The organism is Pseudoalteromonas rubra (assembly GCF_000238295.3).
Lineage (GTDB): Bacteria > Pseudomonadota > Gammaproteobacteria > Enterobacterales > Alteromonadaceae > Pseudoalteromonas > Pseudoalteromonas rubra.
This window is the reverse complement of sequence record NZ_AHCD03000044.1, coordinates 326,108-348,183: the sequence shown is the minus strand read 5'-3', so window position 1 is coordinate 348,183 and position 22,076 is coordinate 326,108. Positions and strand designations below refer to the sequence as shown.

At 53.0% G+C, this 22,076-nt stretch carries 4 protein-coding genes (1 of these 4 cut by a window edge); all 4 read right to left on the bottom strand.

What is annotated here, in order from left to right:
* Window positions 1-14: 14 nt before the first annotated feature.
* Window positions 15-686 (bottom strand): hypothetical protein, encoded by a 672-nt coding sequence (locus tag PRUB_RS22530; protein WP_010379904.1) that lies wholly within the window; start codon window positions 684-686, stop codon window positions 15-17.
* Window positions 687-1,154: 468 nt separating this feature from the next.
* On the bottom strand, window positions 1,155-11,150 hold the full coding sequence (locus PRUB_RS22525) for a non-ribosomal peptide synthetase (protein ID WP_198452414.1): 9,996 nt from the start codon (window positions 11,148-11,150) through the stop codon (window positions 1,155-1,157).
* Window positions 11,150-21,157, bottom strand: a complete 10,008-nt coding sequence (locus tag PRUB_RS22520; protein WP_010387354.1) for a non-ribosomal peptide synthetase — start codon at window positions 21,155-21,157, stop codon at window positions 11,150-11,152. Before PRUB_RS22520 ends, PRUB_RS22525 begins: the two co-directional genes overlap by 1 nt.
* Window positions 21,157-22,076, bottom strand: the end of a protein-coding gene (locus PRUB_RS22515) for a non-ribosomal peptide synthetase (RefSeq protein WP_010387356.1). It continues 2,605 nt past the right edge of the window; 920 of the gene's 3,525 nt are visible here — the last part of the coding sequence; its start codon lies off the right edge, out of view — the gene reads right to left on this strand; it ends in the stop codon at window positions 21,157-21,159. Before PRUB_RS22515 ends, PRUB_RS22520 begins: the two co-directional genes overlap by 1 nt.

Sequence of the window (22,076 nt, the reverse complement as noted above, 5' to 3'; positions counted from 1 at the left end):
GCGCGTGTTTGTATTTATTCTGACGCCATAACACGCTTACCATTGGCATCAACCACCAACAGATACGACTGACCAAAATCGCCGTTACACAAATCAATGGCATTGCCCGCAACCTCAAGCCCGTCAGCGCAGCTGCTGACTTCATAATAGGCGGTTACCTGACCTTTTTCGGTGGTGGTGACTTTTTCGCCTCCAATCATCACGTCATAGCTGCCATTGGCAAACAAACGTACGTTGAAAACATCGGCCTTATTTTCCTGCTTTTTGCCGACCACAGACAAACTGCGTTCACCGTCCGACTCCCAGGCAATCACCCATAGATTGGCACCATCTTTTAGTGTGGTATTCATGCGCTCTTGCTTTTCGCCACTGTTACTTTCTTTAACACCCAGGTTGATCATGTTGTTAATGGCTTTGTAGCTGTAGCTATATGTCTTGCCCACCTCTTTTGCAGGTACATCCGCTGACACCACACTGCCGCTGTCAAATAAACCGCTGTAACCTGAACTGATAGACCTTCTTTTAGCGTGAAAATCGGCCATGTAGTCCAGAGAGTTAACAAAAGACATTTTCGCATCATGGCTCAGCTGCTCATCCAGCTCGTCACTGCCTTCACCACATCCAGTCAGGGCTGCTGATAAGCCCAGCAACACTGCAAGCCCTAATCCTTTGTTGACGTTGTTCATAATCATCTCCGTAAATCCATACAATAAAGAATAATACTGCCAGGCAACGTTTTGCCTGAGTTAAGTCATCAACACCATTCAGGCTGTAAACTTACAGCGATACCAAACAGTGCTGTTTATTTGTGTTTGCTTATTTCAATGAGAAGGATATTAACATGTTTATTACCTTCTCCAAGGTTGATAAATGTGCACAATTGTTTAATTCTGTAAGCTAGGTGACAGCATTGTCATAAATACGCTACCACTTGCAGAGAAATATAAAAACCCAATATCAATCAAACATTAAATAAGAATAATCTTGAGAGGAAAAATAGAATAAATTTATGAAAAGTGCGTGACACAGGTGCTCAAAAAACCGCTACGCCTGATAATAGAGTGAAAATTAACCGCAACTTAAAACACAAAAAATTCACAAAACCATAAAGATGCAAGCAACCCGGAGACTATCCCCGGGTTGCCTTAAAGGGCTCAGATCTCCAGCACCTCTTCGTCCTCATCAATATCGCTATCATCAAAGGCCGAGCGTAAAGCTACTTCGCCGTGGATCAGCTCAGCAACCTCGCCAAGGTACTGGCATTCAAAGACCTCAGCCACACTCAACTCAATCTGCCAGTGCGCTTTAATCTCACTAAGTAGTCGCATCATCAATAAAGAGTGCCCGCCCAGGTCGAAGAAATTCGCTGACATACTAATGGAATCGGACTCCACCTCCAGCAAGCGTGCCACCACGTCCACCAGTTGTTGCTCCAGCGCGGTTTGCGGTGCGACATACTCATCAGTCATGGCAGTTAGCGCAATGTCTGGCAGTGCTTTTCTGTCTATTTTGCCATTGGCAGTCAGCGGCCAGGCCGTAATTAATTGCCAGGCCGAAGGCACCATATAAGGCGGTAAACTGGCAGACAGACTGGCCATGAGCTGCTCGGTTAAGTCGTCAGTCTGCTGCTGAGAGTGTGGCTCAACATAAGCAACTATCAGGCCTCGCGCTTTATTCACCATAACCAGAGACTGTGCAACCCGCTCATCCGCATTCAGTGCAGCCTCGATTTCGCCCAGCTCTACCCGGAAACCCCGGATCTTAATCTGGTCGTCAATACGGCCCACATATTCCACTAAACCATCGGGCTTAAAGCGCACCAAATCACCGGTTCGATACAACTCAGCTGCTTGCCCCGGCTCAGAAAAATAGGGGTTTGTAATAAACCGTTCTTTACTCAGCTGAGGCTGATTCAGATAACCCAATGCCAGACCATCTCCCCCCACACAGAGCTCCCCCACCACACCTTGAGGCAATTGACGCCCTTGCGGGCTCAGGACCAAAATATGATCCCCCTGCACACCTCGACCAATGGGCACACCGGCACTGATATCCTGATCAGCCGGGACCGGATAGCAACAGGTAAAGGTGGTATTTTCGGTGGGACCATACCCATTAATCACGGTGACCTGAGGCAGGCATGCCTGCACAGCGGTGACAGCTTGTGGATTAAGCACATCGCCCCCGGCCAGCACCGTTTGTAATGCCAACGTGTCAGCCTCTAATTCGCCACACACCTTGCTCCATTCCGTGAATAAACCCGAGGTCAGCCACATTGCAGTAATCCCCTGCGAGCTCAACACCTTGTTGATCCCATCCAGTGACAGATAAGTCTCGGGGTACAATACACAGCGCCCACCATTCAGCAGTGGCCCCCAAATTTCCAGGGTGGCTGCATCAAAGGCGATATTGGCGCTTTGCAGGAACACGGTCTGGTTGTTCAGGGCCATAAAGTTAGGGTCGTACACCAGACGATTGACTGCCCGGTGCGGTGTCATCACGCCCTTGGGCGTGCCCGTAGAGCCTGACGTGTAAATCACATAAGCAATCGACTGCGCCGTTAGCCCTTCAGCCCTGGGCAAATCTAATACACTCAGCGCAGACCAGGGCGCATCTATGGTGTCTAACGTGATTTTTGCCACCGAGCTGAAAGCCAGTACTTCATGCTGCGCCTGCTCAGTCAGGACCACAGTTAGCTGAGTATCTTCAAGCATATAGGCCAGGCGAGATTCCGGATAAGTTGGATCCAGCGGGACATAAGCGCCACCGGCTTTCAGAATCGCCAGGGTTGCAACCAGCATCTCCACAGAGCGGCCCAGACACAAACCGACTAACGCACCTGCACCAATCTGATGTGTTTCTCGCAGATACAGCGCCAGCTGGTTAGCACGCGCATTCAACTCACCATAACTAAGCATCTGGTCATTCAGCTGCACTGCCACCTCATTAGGTGTTGCCGCAGCCTGCAACTCAAACAACTCATGAATACAAGACAGCCGCGGATAGTTAGCTCGCTCACTCTGCCACGTATCTTGCAGCGCTATCTCAGCAGGCGGTAAGACCGTCAGCGTCGACACGGGCTGATTGCTATTATCTTGCAGTGCATTCACCAACCCATGCAGTGCTGTTTCCATCCAGTCAGCAATGCGCGTCGCCTCAACAGTTTGCTCAATCTGGAAGTCCAGCGTAAAGCTGGCCTGCTCGCCCAGATCGTTAACAGACAGATCAAATGGGTAATTGGTACGCTCACGGGTACTAAGCAAACTCGGGGCCCCCTCATCACGGTGAGACGCAGCCTGCTCCTGTGCGGCATCATGCCCGGTATGACGGTAGTTGAGGATCGCACTGAACAGCGGCGTATTACCGCTGATGGCACTGTGGCTTTGCGCTTCTGCCAGCGACACCTGCTCGTAAGGCAGCAATGCCTGCAGTGCGTCGTTAACTTCTCTCAGGGCATCCTGAGCACTTTGCTGTCCCAGCGAAACGCGCAGCGGCAAAGTATTGATCAACATGCCCATCATGTTTTCTATACCAGGCATACCATTCATGCGCCCTGACATCACAGTACCAAATACCACCTCATCACGGCCTGTGCTGGTGCTCAATACCTGTGCCCAGGCAAGGTGGAATAGCGCAGCCGGGCTGCATTGCAGGTGTCTCGATAATGCCCGGATCTGCTGCGACAACGCCATATCAAGCGTCGTGCTATATTCCGCTACCGCATTGCCGTCTCCGGTCACCTGGGACAAACCAAATGGCAAAGTTGGGGTATCAATGTCGCCGAGCTGCTCGGTGAAAAACGCCGCCGTATCCAGCTTAGTGCTTTGTGCCATTGAACGGGCGATAAAGTCACGATAAGGCAGTGGTGCGGGTAATTCAGCCTTGTTTTGTGCACCCAGCTCTGAGAGCAATATTTCCAAAGAGACATGATCGGTGATCAGGTGATGGAACTTCAGCAATGCATAAATTCTGCCCTGCTCGTCCTGTGGTGACACCATCAGTTGGATCAACGGTGCAGACTCCAGCTCAAAGCCATGCGCGGCATTGGCCACATAGTCTTCAAACTGCGCTTTTATCTTTGCGCGCTCGAACGCTAACTCAGAGACGGGCAGTTGTGCCTCACGCAGTACAACTTGCACTGCCTGCGCACGACCACGCCAGAAAATCGCGGTACGCAGCACATCATGGCGCTGGATCACAAAGTTCAGCTCAGCTTTGAGTTGTGCCAGTTGCGAATCATCCGCCAGTTCAAACGCCATGGTACTGACATAAGGGTCGTGCTGCTGGTTCAGCGTGTGCACAAACAGCACCCCTTCTTGCAGCGGTGCCAGTGGATACATATCCTGCACGTTTGCAGCGCCACCGGGCACCTGCGCAATCAGGCTGTCTATGCTGTCCTGTGTCAGTTCAATCAAAGGCAACATATCCGGGGTAATGGTGCTCGCCTGCTCGGGGATCAGGTTTTGAGGCACGCTGAATTCAAATTCAACCTGGGGTTGTGCGTCCAGATGCGCTGCCATCACACTCAGGCTACCCGCCTTAAACAAGGCCTGCGCCTGGCACTGATAACCCAGCTGTTTAACCCGGGACAGTAGCTGCATGACCAATAAAGAGTGGCCACCCAGAGCAAAAAAGTTAGCATCACGGCTAATTTGCTCTACCGGCAGGTTCAGGACATCAGCCCAGATTGCCGCCAGCGTACGCTCGGTATCGCCCTGTGGTGCCACATAATCGCTACTTAAATCCGCGTGTTCAGGCGCTGGCAGCGCCTTGCGGTCAATCTTACCGTTAGGGGTTTGTGGCCATTCGTCAATCAACACGAAACTGGTTGGGATCATGTACTCAGCTAATGACAGACCCAGTGTCTCAACAATCGACGCTATCAGCGTCTGTTGCGCCGCTTGCACCTGCTCAGTAAGCGGTTTAACGTAGGCAACCAAACGCTGGTTGCCCTGCGTATCTGACAACGCCATCACCAGTGCCGAATCAACTTCGTGATGCTCGCCGATATGATATTCAATTTCACCCAGCTCAATGCGCAATCCGCGAATTTTTACCTGATGGTCCATCCGACCCATATATTCTATGGCGCCATCATCACGAAAGCGCACCAGATCGCCGGTTTTATAGAGTCGCGAGCTTGGCAATGTATCCTCAAACGGATTATCAATAAACCGCTCGGCAGTCAGCTCGGGGCGGTTATGATAGCCGCGCGCCAGACCTTCACCGCCGATGTGCAGCTCACCACAGGCACCTTGTGGTAGCAGGTTAAGGGCCTCATCCAGGATCACCAGCTGGATATTCTGGATTGGTTTCCCAATCGGCACGCTGCTGCCATGTGGCTGGCTGCAATCCCAGTAGCTGACATCAATGGCCGCTTCGGTCGGACCATATAAGTTGTGCAGTTGTGCCGAAGGTAAACTCGCTCTGAACTGTTCAACATGGCTGATCTGCAGCGCTTCACCACTACAGAACACCTGATTAATAGACGTACAACGAGCAAGATCGCCATGCTCCAGCATCACACCCAGCATAGAGGGAACAAAGTGTAGTTTGGTGATCCCCGCGGCCACGATCAGCTCGCTTAGATATTCCGGTTCTTTATGACCACCAGGTTTGGCAATCACCAGCTCCGCGCCTTTGAGCATAGGCCAGACGAATTCCCATACAGATACATCGAAACTGTAAGGGGTCTTTTGCAAAATTCTGTCGTCCGGGCCACAACCGTATTCGTTGTCCATCCAGTCGATGCGGTTATGCAGCGCCTGATGCTCAACCAGCACGCCTTTAGGCAGCCCGGTGGAGCCTGACGTGTAAATGGTATAGGCAAGATTGCGAGCATTCAGACCAATGTCACTCACTGCAATATTGGTATCCGGATAAGCGCTAAAATCGAACTCATCCAGTCGCGTAACGCTTGCTTCACCAAGGCTCACTCGCCCGGCAACCACAGCTGTGCTGAGTACCACAGCCGCATTGGCATCTTCAACCAGGTAAGCCAGGCGTGCCGGAGGCAACTCGGGGTCCAGCGGCACATAAGCGCCACCGGCTTTGAGGATACCCCAAATCCCGATCACCATTTCCAGTGAGCGCTCGACACACAAGCCCACTAACGAATCCGGTCCGATATTGTGCTCCGCGCGCAGATAATGGGCCAATTGGTTAGCTCTGCTATTGAGCTCACCATAGCTCAGAGTCTGCTCACCAAAGCACAGCGCAATCTGCTCCGGCGTGGTAGCTGCCTGCTGCTCAAACAGTTCGTGAATACACAGCTCACGCGGATAATCCAGCGCAGTGTCATTCCAGTTATGTAGCTGCTGCTGGCGCTCCGCCTCATCCAGCACACACAGACTCTGTACCGCAGTGCTGCTCTGGCTATCCAGTAAATCCAGCACCTGAGTCAGGGTCACTTGCAGATACTGTGCAATGCGCGCCGCCGGGGCACGTTTATCTACCTGCAGCTCAAACCCAAAGCCATCGCCGAAATCATCCACCGAGAGGTTGAACGGATAGTTGGTGCGCTCTTCACTACTGATGACTCTAAATCCGGCATCCTGCTCCAGCTGCGACTCCTCTGTCGCCGAATGGCGGTAGTTCAGCATCGCACTGAACAGGGGCAGCTGACCACTCACGCCGCTGCAACGCTGCGCCTCGGCCAGCGACACCTGCTCGTACGGCATCAAGGCACGCAGGTCATCATTAATCTGTGCCAGCAGGCTCATCGCATCCTGCTCACTCAGCGACACCCGCAGCGGCAGGGTGTTGATCATCATCCCCATCAGCTGGCTGCTCAGGCCATCGTCGCTCATACGGCCGGATAAGACAGTACCGAACACCACCTCCGACTGACCACTACACACCCCCAGTACTTTGGCCCAGACCAGATGGAACAGTGCCGCCGGGCTGCTGTGATACTGACGGGTCAGGCGGCGAATGCGCTGCGCCTGTGCGTCATCCAGCGTGACATGCACGGTCTCAATGCCCGAGCCGTCGTTTAGTACGTCTGTCAGACCATAAGGCAATGTTGGTTCGCTGACCTCACCCAGCATCTGAGTGAAAAAGGCCTCAGTATCCAGACTCGCTGTGCGTGCCAGTGTGCGACCGACAAATTCCCGGTAGGGCACCGGCTCAGCCAGGCTCGCTTCATTGCCGTGCAGCAGCGCCGTCAACTCATGCACCAGAATTTCCAGCGACACGTGATCTGAGATCAGGTGATGCTCACACAACAGCGCATAATGCTTACCCTGCGCGGCGTCTTCGCACACGCTCAGTTGCAGCAGCGGCGCATTTTCCAGCTCAATCCACAGCGGCTGTTCAGCCACATGTGCACTGAACGCGGCCCGGACATCCGCTTCCCCGCTGAAGTCCAGCTCAGTCACGGGCAGCGCTACCTCACGCTGTACCACCTGAAGTGCAGTGGTGCGGTTGCGCCACAGGATGGCGGTGCGCAGCACATCGTGGCGGGCAATCAGCGTATTCAGTGCCCACTTAAAGCGCTCAAGAGACTCGCGGCTGTCGAACTCAAACGTGGTGCTGGTAACATACGGGTCCTGCCCTTCACTCATGGTGTGTACAAACAGCACGCCTTCTTGCAGCGGTGCCAGCGGGTAGATGTCCTGAATATTGACCATGCCACCGGGAATAGTCTGGGCAATATCCGTAAGCTGTTGCTCATCCAGCTCAGTGAGCGTCACCATCTGTGGGGTGATTTTGCTGCAATCCGCCGGAATTAAATTGGCGGGCACACAACTTGATTCCTCACTCCCAAGTGCCCAAACCTGGCGTGCCATGTCCTGTAGCGTGTGTGCCCTGAACAAGGCCTGCACATCAGCCTGATACTGACGTGCCCGCAGCTGACTGACCAGCTGCATAATCAGCAATGAGTGGCCGCCCAGCGCGAAGAAATTAGCATGGACACCCACCTTATCGACGTCCAGCGACAACAGCGACGCGACGATGTCGACCACCATTTTCTCGGCGTCGGTTTGAGGTGCCTGATAAGGCTGCTCCACCGTTTTAGCCGGCAAAGCCAGCAATGCTCGCTTGTCCAGCTTGCCATTGGCCGTCAGCGGCCACTGATTAACAAAGCTATAGGCCGACGGCACCATGTAATCCGGCAGGTTGCCGCTCAAATGTTGTTGCAGTGCATCAATTAAGTCGTTGGTCTGCTCGCTCTCTGCCTTCACAAAAGCGCGGAGTACCTTACCACCTTGCTTACCGGCCTCGGCCAATACCACCGCAGACTCCACCTCTGCATAACTCATCAGCTGGGTTTCTATCTCACCCAGCTCGACCCGGAAACCTCGGATCTTGACCTGATCATCGCTGCGTCCGACAAACTCGATTTCGCCGTCTACACCGATACGCACTAAGTCACCGGTTTTATATAACCGCGCGCTCAGCGCCGGGTTGGCCGGATCACAATACGGGTTATCAATAAAGCGCTCAGCAGTGAGTTCGCTTTGATGCAGATAACCACTGGCCAGACACTGACCACTGACATACAGCTCGCCCACTACGCCCGGCGGGCATAACGTCAGCTGCTCGCTGAGTACCAGGGTCGCAGTATTCACATTGGCGCGGCCAATGGGCACCGCCCGCGGGTCATCGTACCCGCCACTGATAGCATAGCCGGATGCCGTGACTGTGGTCTCGGTCGGACCATAGGTATTAAGCAACACAAAGCCTGGTTTAAGGGAAGCCACCGATTGTTTATCCAGCGCCTCACCGCCGACAATCACCAGTCGCAGTGCCAGGGATTCAAGCTCCGCTTCGCTCAGCGCCAGCATATGCCAGAACGCCGTGGGTAAGCTGGCCACGCTGATGGCATGGCTGTCGCAGAAGGCGATAAAGGCCTCGCGGCTCAGCGATACGTCTTCGTCGCGCAGCACCAGAGTAGCGCCCTGAGTCAACGTCGCCAGCCATTCCTCGACGAAAATATCGAAGTTCATGGTAGAGAACTGCAACACATTGTCGGCTTCGGTGATTTCGTAGCGCTGCTCACAGTTCGCGGCAAAGTTGATCAGGTTATGATGACTTATCATCACGCCCTTAGGATTACCGGTTGAGCCCGAGGTGTACATCACATAGGCCAGGCTATCAGGGTTCAGGGTAACGTCCGGGTTGCTGACCGGGTAGTTTGCAAACTGGCTGGCGTTATCCAGCAGCACAGCCGTGACGTTAAAGTCGTTCAGGATCCCGGCGGCTTTTTGCTGAGTCAGCACCACAGACAAACCGGTGTCTTCGACCATATACGCTAAACGTTCCTGCGGGTATTCCGGGTCCAGCGGCACATAGGCACCGCCTGCTTTGAGGATCGCCAGCACCGCCACCATCATCTCCAGCGAACGGCCCACACACAGACCCACCAGGGTATCCGGGCCCACCTGATGCTCGGCGCGTAAATAATGGGCCAGCTGGTTGGCACGTTCATTCAACTGCTGATAACTCAGTGTGCCCTCATGGTTCTTGACGGCAATGCGCGCGTCACATTGTGCGGCGCGTGTTTCAATGAGCTGGTGCACCGGCACCGCAGACAAAGCCACGCTCGGCCCACATAAATCTGTCAGATAGGCCTGTTGCTCTTGTGTGTCCATCAAACTCAATTGAGCCAACGCCGTGCTGGCAAGGCTATTACTGAACAGATGAATTGCCCGGATCAGATGGCGATTCAAAGTTGCAATATAGTCGGCATCAAACAACGCCAGATCATAAGTCCAGCGCAGTACGTAGCCTCCGTCCTGTGGGGTAATGTCGATATCTATGTCGTACTTCAGTGACACAATCTCGCGCTCGTACTGTCCAAAACGCAGTCCATCCAGTCCAACATCAGACTGATCGCTTACTCCAAAGTCACTGTCCATGGACAACATGATCTGAAACAGTGGATCGTGCGACAGGCTGCGCTCGACATTCAAACGCTCGACTAACTGCTCAAAAGGCACATCCTGATTGTCCTGCGCGTCCCGATGCACTTCACGCACGTGAGCAAAATAGTCACCGAGCGTAGCGTGTTGCGTTTGAGTTCTGAGTACCAGATTATTGACGAAAAAGCCGATCAGCGGCTCCAGTTCGCTTTGCAATCGGTTGGCAACCGGTGTGCCGATCAGAATATCCTGCTGATTACTGTGTTGTGCCAGCACCCAGCTCAACGCACTGTGTACCAGCATAAAAGGCGACATCTCATTACGCTGCGCCACGGTCGTGAGCTGCTGGCTTAGCGTACTGTTAAGACAGAAACTCTGACACCCGGCAGCACTTTGCTTTTCTTCCGGGCGCGCTTGTTTCAGCGGCAGGCTATGGACCGAGGGCGCGTCGGCTAATGTTTCCTGCCAGTATGATAATTGAGATTCCAGTACGTTTTCCTGCAACCAGGTTTGCTGCCACAGCGCATAATCAGCGTACTGAATCGCCAGCTCAGGTAAGGGGTTCTCTGCCCCTTGTGCAAACGCCCGATATAAAGTCAGAAACTCCTGACTGAGCAATTCAATTGACCAGCCATCAGACGCAATATGATGCATATTGAACAGCAACATCCCGTCTTGCTGCGCGCTACCCGGATCCGCAAGCAAAATATAACGTGCCCGCATCATCACGTCCTGCGTCAGATCAAACGGGGTATTCAGCTCCTCCTCAATCAGGGCTTCGAGCTGCGCCGAACGTGCACTTGCCTCCAGTGTGGTCAAATCGCTCTGGGCGATAGCAAACGTCACCTCGTCACGAATATGCTGCCGGGCTCCGTTTTCACCATCAACCACCACAGTGCGCAGTATTTCATGACGGCGGATAATGGCCTGACAGGCACGTTCAGCCACCGCCAGATCCAGCTCCCCCGTGACCGTCATCAGGGCTGGCATATTATATTGTGCCGACCCCTGTTGCAGCTGGTCGATAAACCATAACCGGCGCTGTGAAAACGACAACGGTGCTAAGGTCTGATATTGTTCAGCGCGCGGCGTAACGGCCTCGCGCTTAGGTTGTGCTTCGCTGTCACTCAAATAAGCCAGCAATTGTGTTTTATTATCTCTGATCAGCTGCGCTATCTCTGCGGTGACTGCGCCCTTTTCAGCTTCGACTACGAGCGCCCCATCAGAGGCACTCACCAAAATCAACTTGTCCTGAAGCAGACTTACTAACTGTTGCGGTTTCATTAAAACACAATCCTTTCTACATTATCTGATTGTTCTAACTTAGCTTTTAGTGCTTTAGCGGCCAGCAGCTCATCGAGCTGCACGGCTTGCTCAGCCACCGAGGTGTACTTAAATAACTGTTTGATAGTCAGAGTGCAGTCAAACCGGCTTTCGATGTCTTTCATCAACTTAATCACCAGCAGAGACTGACCGCCCAGAGAGAAGAAACTCGCCTGGGTACTGATGTGTCCTTCATCCAGACCCAGCACCTGAGACCAGATGGTCACCAAAGCCAGCTCCGTGTCGGTTTGTGGCGCAATGTACTCGCCAGCCAATCCGGCATGCTCCGGGGCAGGCAGCACTTTGCGGTCAATTTTGCCGTTCGGAGTTTGTGGCCACTCATCCAGCAATACAAAGCTGGTTGGGATCATATACTCAACCAGGGCGTCACCGAGTTGTGACTTGATAGCATCGATCAATACCTGTTGAGACGCTTCATCGCCCAGTGTATGCGGCTTCACATAGGCCACTAAGTGCTGATTGCCTTGCGTATCATCAAGCGCCATCACCAAGGCGGAGTCCACTTCACTGTGCTCACCGATGTGATACTCAATTTCGCCCAGTTCGATACGCAACCCGCGGATCTTCACCTGATGGTCAATACGACCCATGTACTCGATGACGCCGTCATTGCGATAACGCACCAGATCGCCCGTTTTGTAGAGGCGCTGGCTGCTACCCGCTTCGCTGTCATCATAAAATGGGTTAGCAATAAAGCGCTCTTCGGTCAGATCTGCACGATTGTGATAGCCACGCGCCAGACCATCTCCGCCGATGTGTAATTCGCCGCATGCGCCCTGTGGTAACAGATTGAGTGCGTCATCCAGTACGTAGAGCTGGATATTCTGAATTGGCTTACCAATGGGAACACTGCTGCCATAAGGCTGTGAACAATCCCAGTAGCTGACGTCGATGGCTGCTTCAGTTGGACCATAAAGATTGTGCAGCTGCGCGGAAGGTAACACGGACCGGAACTGCTCGACATGGCTGATCTGCAATGCTTCACCACTACAGAATACCTGTTTAATTGAAGTACAACGGCTCAAGTCACCATGCTCCAGCATCACGCCCAGCATAGAGGGTACAAAGTGCAGCTTAGTGATGCCTGTTTCGACGATCAGGTCACTCAGGTAATCCGGGTCTTTGTGACCCCCCGGCTTGGCAATTACCAACTCAGCCCCTTTGAGCATGGGCCAGACAAACTCCCACACCGACACATCAAAGCTGTAAGGCGTTTTTTGTAATATCTTGTCGTGAGGTCCACAGCCATACTCTTTATCCATCCAGTCGATGCGGTTATGCAGCGCCTGATGTTCAAGCAATACGCCTTTTGGCATGCCAGTGGAGCCTGAAGTGTAAATGGTATAAGCCAGATTAGTTGCACTGAGACCCATATCGCCTACCGCGATGTTCTTATCACTGTGGGCACCGTAGTCAAAGCCATCGAGCTCAACAACCTGCGCTGCACCCAGCGCGACACGCGCAGCGACCTCCTGGGTACTCAGCACGACACTGGCTCGGGCATCTTCCACCAGATATGCCAATCTGGCACTGGGCAGCTCTGGGTCCAGCGGCACATACGCACCGCCGGCTTTGAGAATACCCCAGATCCCGATGACCATTTCAAATGAGCGTTCCACACACAGCCCAACCAGTGAATCCGCACCCACGCCATGTTCGCTTCGTAGATAGTGGGCCAGCTGATTGGCTTTGCTGTTGAGCGTTTCATAGCTCATTGTCTGTGTGCCAAAACGCAGCGCCGTAGCCTGAGGTGCGCGGGCAACTTGCTGCTCAAACAGCTCATGAACACACACCTCACGGGTATAATCCCGGGCCGTGTCATTCCACTGTTGCAACTGCTCATAACGCTCCTGCTCAGACAACAGTGGCAGCGTATCCAGCGGATTGGCCAGCTGCGCCTGCGTAAGACGCGCCAGATATCTGAGCACGCCCTGGAGGTGTTTATCCAGCGCCACAATGTGCTGCTCGTTAAACAGGCCTGTATCGTACAACCAGTTAACAGTCAGTCCGGCATCATCCAGATCAATGTTAATTTCGATATCAAACTTGGTGGTACAGGCCTCCGGCAGCCTCGGGGTGAACTCCAGCCCTGCCAGCGCCTGCCCTGGCCTGTCTGCCAGCGCAAATTCCGAATTGGTGGTCAGCATGATCTGAAACACCGGGCTATAGGCTGTAGAGCGTGGAATTTGTAAGGCATCTACCAGCTGTTCAAACGGCACATCCTGATGTGACTGGGCACCAATATGGGCCTCTTTGACGTGCTCAAGGTAATCGCCCAAATTATGATGACGAGTGCTGACTCTCAGCACCAGCGTATTGGCAAAATAGCCGATGAGGCCAGCCGCTTCTGGTTGCGCACGATTCGCCACCGGTGTGCCAATCACAATATCGTGCTGATTACTGTGGCGCGACAACACATAAGCCAGTGCGCTGTGCACCAGCATAAATGGTGTGATCCGGGCTGCTTCTGCAAAGCTCTTAATTCCCTGACTCAGCGTGCCCGGCAACAAACTGGTGAAGCCTTTGGCACTGAACGCCTTTTCTTCCGGGCGCGGCTTATCCAGTTGCAGGCCATGCACGGCCGGTGCATCGCTCAGGGTTTCGCGCCAGTAATTGAGTTGCGTTTCCAGTGCTTTGGCGCCGCCTTGCGCGTTATTCAGCCAGTCGCGTTGCCAGATTGCATAGTCGGCATATTGGATAGCCAACGGTGGCAATGCAGCCTCAGTGCCAGAGACGGCCGCTTCGTAGAGTGCCATAAACTCGTTAGACAGCAACTCCACCGACCACCCGTCCGAAGCAATATGGTGCATATTAAAAGCCAGTACGCCACGCTGAGGTTGGTTATGATCGGCATAATTGAGCAAGACATACTGAGCGCGTAGCATCAAATCGCTGTCCAGTTTAAACGGCGTCAGCGCGTCTTCGCTCAGCAGCTGGTTAAGCCGATCTGTTTTGGCGTGTTCGCTCAGCTCACTTAAATCCTGCAAAGTCAGCGTCAGCTCGCCGTGACTACGGATCAGCTGAACCGGCTCGGCGTCCTGCTCCAGATAGACCGTGCGCAACGCTTCATGGCGCGCCACCAGGCTATTCAACGCAGCCTGGGCGGCATCCAGATCTAATACGCCATCCACATCAAAGGCCACCGGCATGTTGTACTCAGCACTGCTGCCATTGAGCTTGTCGATAAACCACAAACGTTGTTGAGCAAACGACAGTGGCAGGTGTGAATTGTCTTCACGCGGCTGCGGCACAATAGGTGGTTGCACCACAACATCAGTTTGCTGTGCAACACGTTCAGCCTGCTGTGCAATGGTCGTTGCAGCAAAGATATCCTTAACACTCAGCTCGCATTCCAGCTGAGTTCGGATCCCGGCCAGTAGTTTCATCAGCAACAGAGAATGTCCGCCCAGCTCGAAGAAGTTGGCTTCTACGCTGACCTGACCATGCTCCAGTTTGAGTAAATCAGCCCAGATCCCAACCAGGGTGTATTCAGTGTCATTGCGCGGCGCAACGTACGTTTGCTCACCCAGTCCGGCGTCCGGCGCTGGCAGCGCACGTCTGTCGACTTTACCATTGGCTGTCAGTGGCCACTGAGTCACGGTAACAATGGCGCCTGGTAACATATAGGCAGGTAATTGCTCACCGAGCGCTGCTTTTAATTGGCTCAGCCAGGTCTCATCGGTACTGGCTTCTGCGCCTTTTACATAGGCGACCAGTTGCAACGTGTCATCCGCCAGTGGCATAGCCTGCACTAAAGCAGAGTCCACCATGGCCAGCTCAGCAATGCGATTTTCCACTTCGCCCAGCTCAATACGGTGACCGCGAATTTTAACCTGATCGTCCTGACGACCCAGATAATGTAGCTCGCCGTTTTCGTCATAACGGGCCAAATCGCCCGCACGATACAAACGCTCCCCAAGCCAGGGGTAACGCTGGGTGTCGAATGGGTTGTCAATAAATCGCTCAGCACTGAGTGCTTCGCGGCTAAGGTAGCCCAGGGCGAGACCTGCACCACCGACATAGATTTCGCCCGCGCAGCCATCAGGTACCAGCTTAAGCGCATCATCGAGCAGCACGATATGCTGGTCGCGCAGCGGTCTGCCAATGTTGATCGGCGCATTGGGTGCTATACGTTTATAGGTCACATGCACCGTGGTTTCTGTGATCCCATACATGTTAATGAGCTCAGTCGGCTGCTGTGCAAAGTGCGTCCACCACTGGCTAACATGACTTGGCGTCAGCCCTTCACCGCCAAATACGATGCTGCGCAACGCAGGTAAGGCCTGTTGTGCCGTCACCAGATATTCGGTGAGTTGTTTAAAAGCACTCGGCGTCTGGTTGAGAACAGTCAGGGCGTTGCGCTGACATAAAGCCACAAACAATTGACTGTCCTTGACTTCATCCAGGCTTGGCATCAGCAGCTTGCCACCAAACAGCAGGGCGCCCCAGATCTCCCAAACACTGAAGTCAAAAGCAAAGGAGTGGAACACACACCAGCAATCGTCTTCATTAAAGTTAAAATCGGGCTGAGTCACATCAAACAGGCGACCCACATTGCGGTGCGTTTGCAGCACCCCTTTTGGTTTACCCGTGGAGCCCGAGGTGTAAATCACATAGGCCAGATTGTCCGATGTATGCGTCGTTAACTGCACGTTATCCGTGCTGTAACTCGCTAATACCAGCTTATTCAGGTCGATAATGGGCGTATCTTGAAGTGCCAGCGCATCGGCCACCTGATCTTCGCCCAGCACCAGTGCCACACCCGCATCCTGACAGATAAAGTCGAGGCGCTCCTGCGGATAGTTAGGATCAAGCGGAACATACGCACCACCGGCTTTGAGAATAGCCAGTATGCCCACAATCATGTTGACCCCGCGACCCACGCAGAGGCCTATCAGTGTGTCCGGGCGGATATCGTGCGTTTCAATAAGATAGTGTGCCAGCGCATTGGCCCGCGCGTTCAATTCGTGATAAGTCAACGACTCTTGCTGGTACACCAGCGCGGTGCGCTCGCCAAATTTGGCAACCTGACGCTCAAACCGAGCCTGAATGCTGCTTGTTGTGTCTGTGTCGATGGCTTGTGATACATTCGCGCGCATCAGCGCATCTTGTTGCGCCTCGTTCAGGACACTGAGTTTTGCCACCGGAGTGTCAGACTCGTCATGCAACGCACGCAGCAACTGTTCAATGGCGCACGTTACATATTCGCCTATTGCGTTTACGTCGACTGAGCGATCAACTTGCAGGTTGAAAGAAAACGCCTTGCCCCAGTCATCCACACATAAATTAAATGGATAGTTAGTACGCTCTTTAGCAGCGATGGCCTGTGCGCCCCCTTGCGCTGGCGCTTCTACCAGGCGGGAATGACGATAATTGAAAATGGCGCTGAATAAAGGCGTTTGTGCACTGACACCACTGCATGCCTGCGCTTCGGTTAGCGACGCCTGTTCATACGGCATCAACCCGAGCAGGGCCTGATCGACCTGCTGCAATAAAGTATCCGCCGCTTCATCTCCCAGATTAACACGCAGGGGCAGGGTATTGATCATCATCCCCATCATCTGCTCAATGCCCTGCTGACCACTCATTCTGCCAGACAACACAGTACCAAATACTACATCCCGGCTCTGGCTACAGGCCGACACTACCATCGCCCAGGCCAAATGGAAAAATGCCGCCGGACTCATACCGCGTTGCTGCATCTGGGTGCGGATCTGCGAAGATTGTTGCTGGCTCAGTTCACGGTGTAACTCATTGCAGTGCAAATCATCAGCGCGGGTACTGTCCAGCCCAAACGGATAGCACGGTGTCTCAATATCACCCAGCTGATCGGTAAAGTATTTACGACAATCCAGTTGCTCCGCATTATGTAGCGTCTGGGCAATAAACTGTCGATAAGGCAAGGCATCAGGCAGTTGTACGAAAGTTTGCTCATCCATGGCCAGCTCACCCATGATCATTTCAACAGAGATATGATCGAGCAAAATGTGATGCTCTTTGAGCACCCCGCAGTAAGTATCCGTGGCCGGATCATGAGCCAATTCCAGCTGCACTAAAGGTGCCAGCTCCAGGTCCATACGATGTATGCCCTCGGCAACATAGGCATCGAGTTTTGCCCGGGCGTCCGTCTGACCAGAGAAGGACAACCAGGTTGGTAACAGCTCACAATGACGCAGTACCACTTGTAAAGGGGCTTGACACTCGCGCCAGGCCACCATAGTGCGCAGCACGTCGTAACGTGCAATGATCTGATTAAAGCGCGCAACGAAACGGTCGATCTGAGCTTCGCTGTCAAACTCCAGCGTGATGGTGGTGACATAGGGGTCGGATTTTTCCGTCGCACTGTGAACCAGGAATATGCTTTCCTGCAAAGGTGCCAGCGGATAGATATCTGCAATATTAGCGGTCCCCCCCGGAACACGCTCACTCAACGTATCCAGCTCGCTCTGAGTCAAAGCGGTCAGCGTCACCATATCTGGCGTTATCTGGGTACATTGTGCAGGAATACCATTTTGCGGTAACTCAGGCTCGCTGTGATGGGTGGCGTCTGTGATGGTTTTAGCCATTTCACCCAGCACTCGGGCGTTAAACAGTGCCTGCACGGACGTGCTCAGGCCTTGCTTTTTCAACCGGCTGACCAGCTCCATCACCATCAGAGAGTGACCGCCTAATTCGAAGAAGTTAGCCGCCATGCTGACTTCGCCTGGTTCAAGATTTAACAGCTCAGCACATAGCGCTGCCAGGGCTAGCTCCTGCTCGGTAACCGGAGCCAGGTATTCAACTTCATAGCCCAAGCTTTGCGGTACCGGCAGTGCTTTACGGTCAATTTTGCCGTTTGGCGTTTGTGGCCATTCGTTAAGTACCACGAAACTCGATGGCACCATGTAATCGGCCAGCGACTCGCTCAGCTGATTTTGCACCGAGGCGATCAGGGTTTGCTGTGCTTCATCCGTCAACTCACTGCTGGGCTTAACATAAGCCACCAGTCGCTGGTTACCTTTATCATCACTCAGTGCCATCACCAGCGTAGAATCGACCTGTTCATGCTCGCCAATGTGGTATTCGATTTCACCCAGCTCAATCCGCTGACCCCGGATCTTGACCTGATGGTCCAGGCGACCCATGTATTCGATGTTGCCATCTTCACGAAAACGCACCAGATCGCCGGTTTTATACAGGCGTTTTCTGGCACTTTGCGGATAAAACGGGTTGTCAATAAAGCGCTCTTCAGTGAGTTCAGTGCGATTATGGTAACCTCTTGCCAAACCCTCACCGCCAATGTGCAACTCACCGCACGCGCCCTGTGGCAACAAATCAAGCGCATCGTCCAGTATGTATAACTGAATATTCTGGATAGGTTTACCAATAGGGATGCTGCTGCCGTGGGGCATCGCGCAATCCCAGTAGCTGACGTCGATGGCCGCTTCTGTCGGACCGTAGAGATTATGCAACTGCACGGTGGGTAACAGTGCCTTAAACTGCTCGACATGACTGATTTGTAAGGCTTCACCACTACAAAATACCTGTTCAATTGAACCGCATGTGGCCAGGTCACCATGTTCCAGCATCACGCCCAGCATAGAAGGCACAAAGTGCAGTTTGGTCACACCGGTTGCGACAATCAGCTCATTGAGGTAAGCCGGATCTTTATGTCCACCCGGCTTGGCAATCACCAGCTCGGCGCCTTTAAGCATGGGCCAGACAAACTCCCATACCGAGACATCAAAGCTGTAGGGGGTTTTTTGTAAGATTTTATCCTGCGGCTGACATCCGTACTCATTGTCCATCCAGTCGATGCGGTTATGCAACGCTTGATGTTCGAGTAACACGCCTTTGGGTTTACCCGTCGAGCCCGAGGTATAAATGGTGTACGCCAGGTTCTGTGCCGACAGGCCAATGTCGCTAACCGGAATATTCGAGCCTGGATAGGCGTCGAAGTCGAAGCTGTCCAGCGCAATGACCGCCGCATCGCCCAGCGATACTTGTTCAATGATCCCTTGTGTGCTCAGCACGACTCTGGCGCTCGCATCCTCCACCAAATAGTTCAACCGACCTGATGGCAATTCCGGGTCCAGTGGCACATAAGCGCCGCCGGCCTTGAGAATGCCCCAGATACCAATCACCATTTCAAATGACCGCTCTGTGCATAAGCCAACTAATGCGTCCGGGCCAATCGCATGCTCTGTGCGCAGATAGTGGGCTAATTGGTTGGCCTTAGTGTTGAGTGTGTCATAACTCATGGTACGCCCGTCAAAGCGCAACGCGATGGCATCTGGCGTAGCTTTAGCTTGCTGCTCAAACAGTTCATGCACACAGCGCTCGTGTGAGTAATCCAGCGCCGTGTCGTTCCAGTCCAGCAGTTGTTGTTGTCGCTCAGTGTCGGACAGCAATTTCAACGTATTAGGCTTGGCTGATAACTCAGCTGGGGTCAATGCTGCCAGTTGCGAAAGTACAGTATTTAAGTGGTTAGCAATAGCGCTGACACGCTGCGCACTAAACAAAGCGGTATCGTAAGTGATCTCTATCGCCACGCCCTGCTCGTTCAATGCCACTTCAATTTCTAAATCAAACTTAGTGGTAACACTGCTGGCCGGACGCTGCGCGATTTGCAGACCATCCAGCGCCAGTTGTTGCTCCCTGACACCATAATCCGTGTTGGTGGTCAGCATGATCTGAAACAGCGGTGCATGAGCGCCGCTGCGAGGTACATTGAGCTTTTCGACCAGCTGCTCAAAGGGCACATCCTGATTGGCCTGAGCGCCAAGGTGTACAGATTTTACATGGGCAAAGTAGTCTGTCAGGCTGGGCTGATCAGTATTCAGCCACAGCACCAGCGTATTGGCGAAGTAGCCAATCAAGCCTTCTAATTCTGCGTGGCCGCGGTTGGCGATGGGCGTACCAATCACAATATCATGGCTGTTGCTATGACGTGACAGCACATAAGCCAGTGCGCTGTGGATCAGCATAAAGGGGGTCAATTGCTGCTGGCGGGCTAAATTTTGTAAAGCCTGCGCCTGACTCGCTGATAACTCGCTGCGTACCAGTGCACCATGCAGTTGCTTGGTTGCAGGACGCTCAAAGTCCGGGGTAATACCGTGGACAGCCGGGGCATCAGCCAGCGTTTGTTGCCAATAGGTGAGCTGCTCGGCAAGCGCCTCTTTAGTCAGGTGCTCACGCTGCCAGTGTGCATAATCGTTATACTGCAATGGCAATGGCGACAGGTCCGCAACCTGCCCGGTGACTCTTGCCTGATAGGCCTGAACAAACTCACTGGTCAGTATTTCCATAGACCAGCCATCTGACACTATATGATGCATATTCAGTAGTAGTACGCCCTGTTGTGTGCCATCACTGTGTTTATGCGTACACAAATAGGTCACTCTGAACAACACATCAGCCGTCAGATCAAATGGTGTCAGGGTATCGCGCTCAATGTGTGCAGCCACGTCTGCCGCCAGATCGTCACTGTCACACAGGTCTATGCGGCGAATATTAAGCGCCGCATCTTCACGGACAGTCTGCCTTGGTCCGTCCTCAGAATCATAGTATCCGGAGCGCAAAATAGTATGGCGCACCAAAATATCGTTGAATGCATCTTCTACGGCCGCCAAATCCACACGACCCTGCACATCCAGTGCAAGCGGGATATTGTACTCGGCCGAAGGCCCTCGTAGTTGCTCTAAAAACCACAATCGCGTCTGTGAGAAAGATAAAACGCTTTGTGTTAACCCCAGGGCAGGAATACTGCCTGTTGATTGGGTTAACGCCTCTGCTTTTATCGCCTGCTGGCTCAACAGCTCAATAAGCTGAGTTTTGTTTTCCTTGAGTGCGCTTCTCAGCTCATCAGTCATACTGCCTTTTGCTGCTTTAAACTTGAGTTTGCCCTGCTCGACATACAGATGAACGCCCTGTGATATCGCTAACTCGAAAGCCTGATGTACATTCATTAAATCTCACCATCCTCAACTAAATCCTGATCGCAGATACTGTCTGCCGCCTGTGCATTGAGCTGTTGCATTCGCAGCAGATCGATGTGCTGGGCCAGCTGGGCCAGTGACTGCGCCGTAAAAATGTCCTGCATGTCTATCTGTTGTAGCTGTAATTCCGGGTCCGATGTGATCGCTCTGACCAGTTTACTGACCAGCAGAGAGTGACCACCCAGCGCAAAGAAGTTGGCTGAGGTGCTTATTTCACTTTCCTGCAAATGCAGTAATTGCGCCCAGATGGTAACCAGGCGTTGTTCGCTGTGTGTTTCAGGCGCAATATATTCACCTTCAACAGCCGCTAAATCTGGCTCCGGCAGTGCACGCTTATCAATTTTACCGTTACTGGTCAGTGGCCATTGAGATACCGGCACAAACATTCCGGGTACCATATAGTCTGGCAGTTTATCGGCCAGTTCAGTCTTGATGCGCTGGATAACCGCTTTATCATCATTAATATTTTCATGACCAGAGACACTATTTTTGGCATTTTTGTTGTTCAACTGAACATAGGCCACTAAGTGTTTGGCACCCGTTGCACTGGTCGCAACAGTCACCACTACCGCATCGACATCAAGACACTCGCTCAGCAAGCCTTCAATTTCACTGATCTCAATCCTGAAGCCGCGGATCTTCACCTGCTGGTCGATCCGACCCAGATATTCCAGTTCGCCATCCGGCAGATAGCGAACCAGGTCACCTGTTTTATACAAGGTTTCGGTTACACATTTATTGTGCCCATCGAAATAAGGGTTAGAGACAAATCGCTCTGCAGTTTGCTCCGCTAACTGGTGGTAACCACGTGCCAGTCCCACACCACTGATGTAGAGCTCACCTACTACGCCCGGTGATAGCAAGGCCTGATTACTGTCCAGAACAAAGG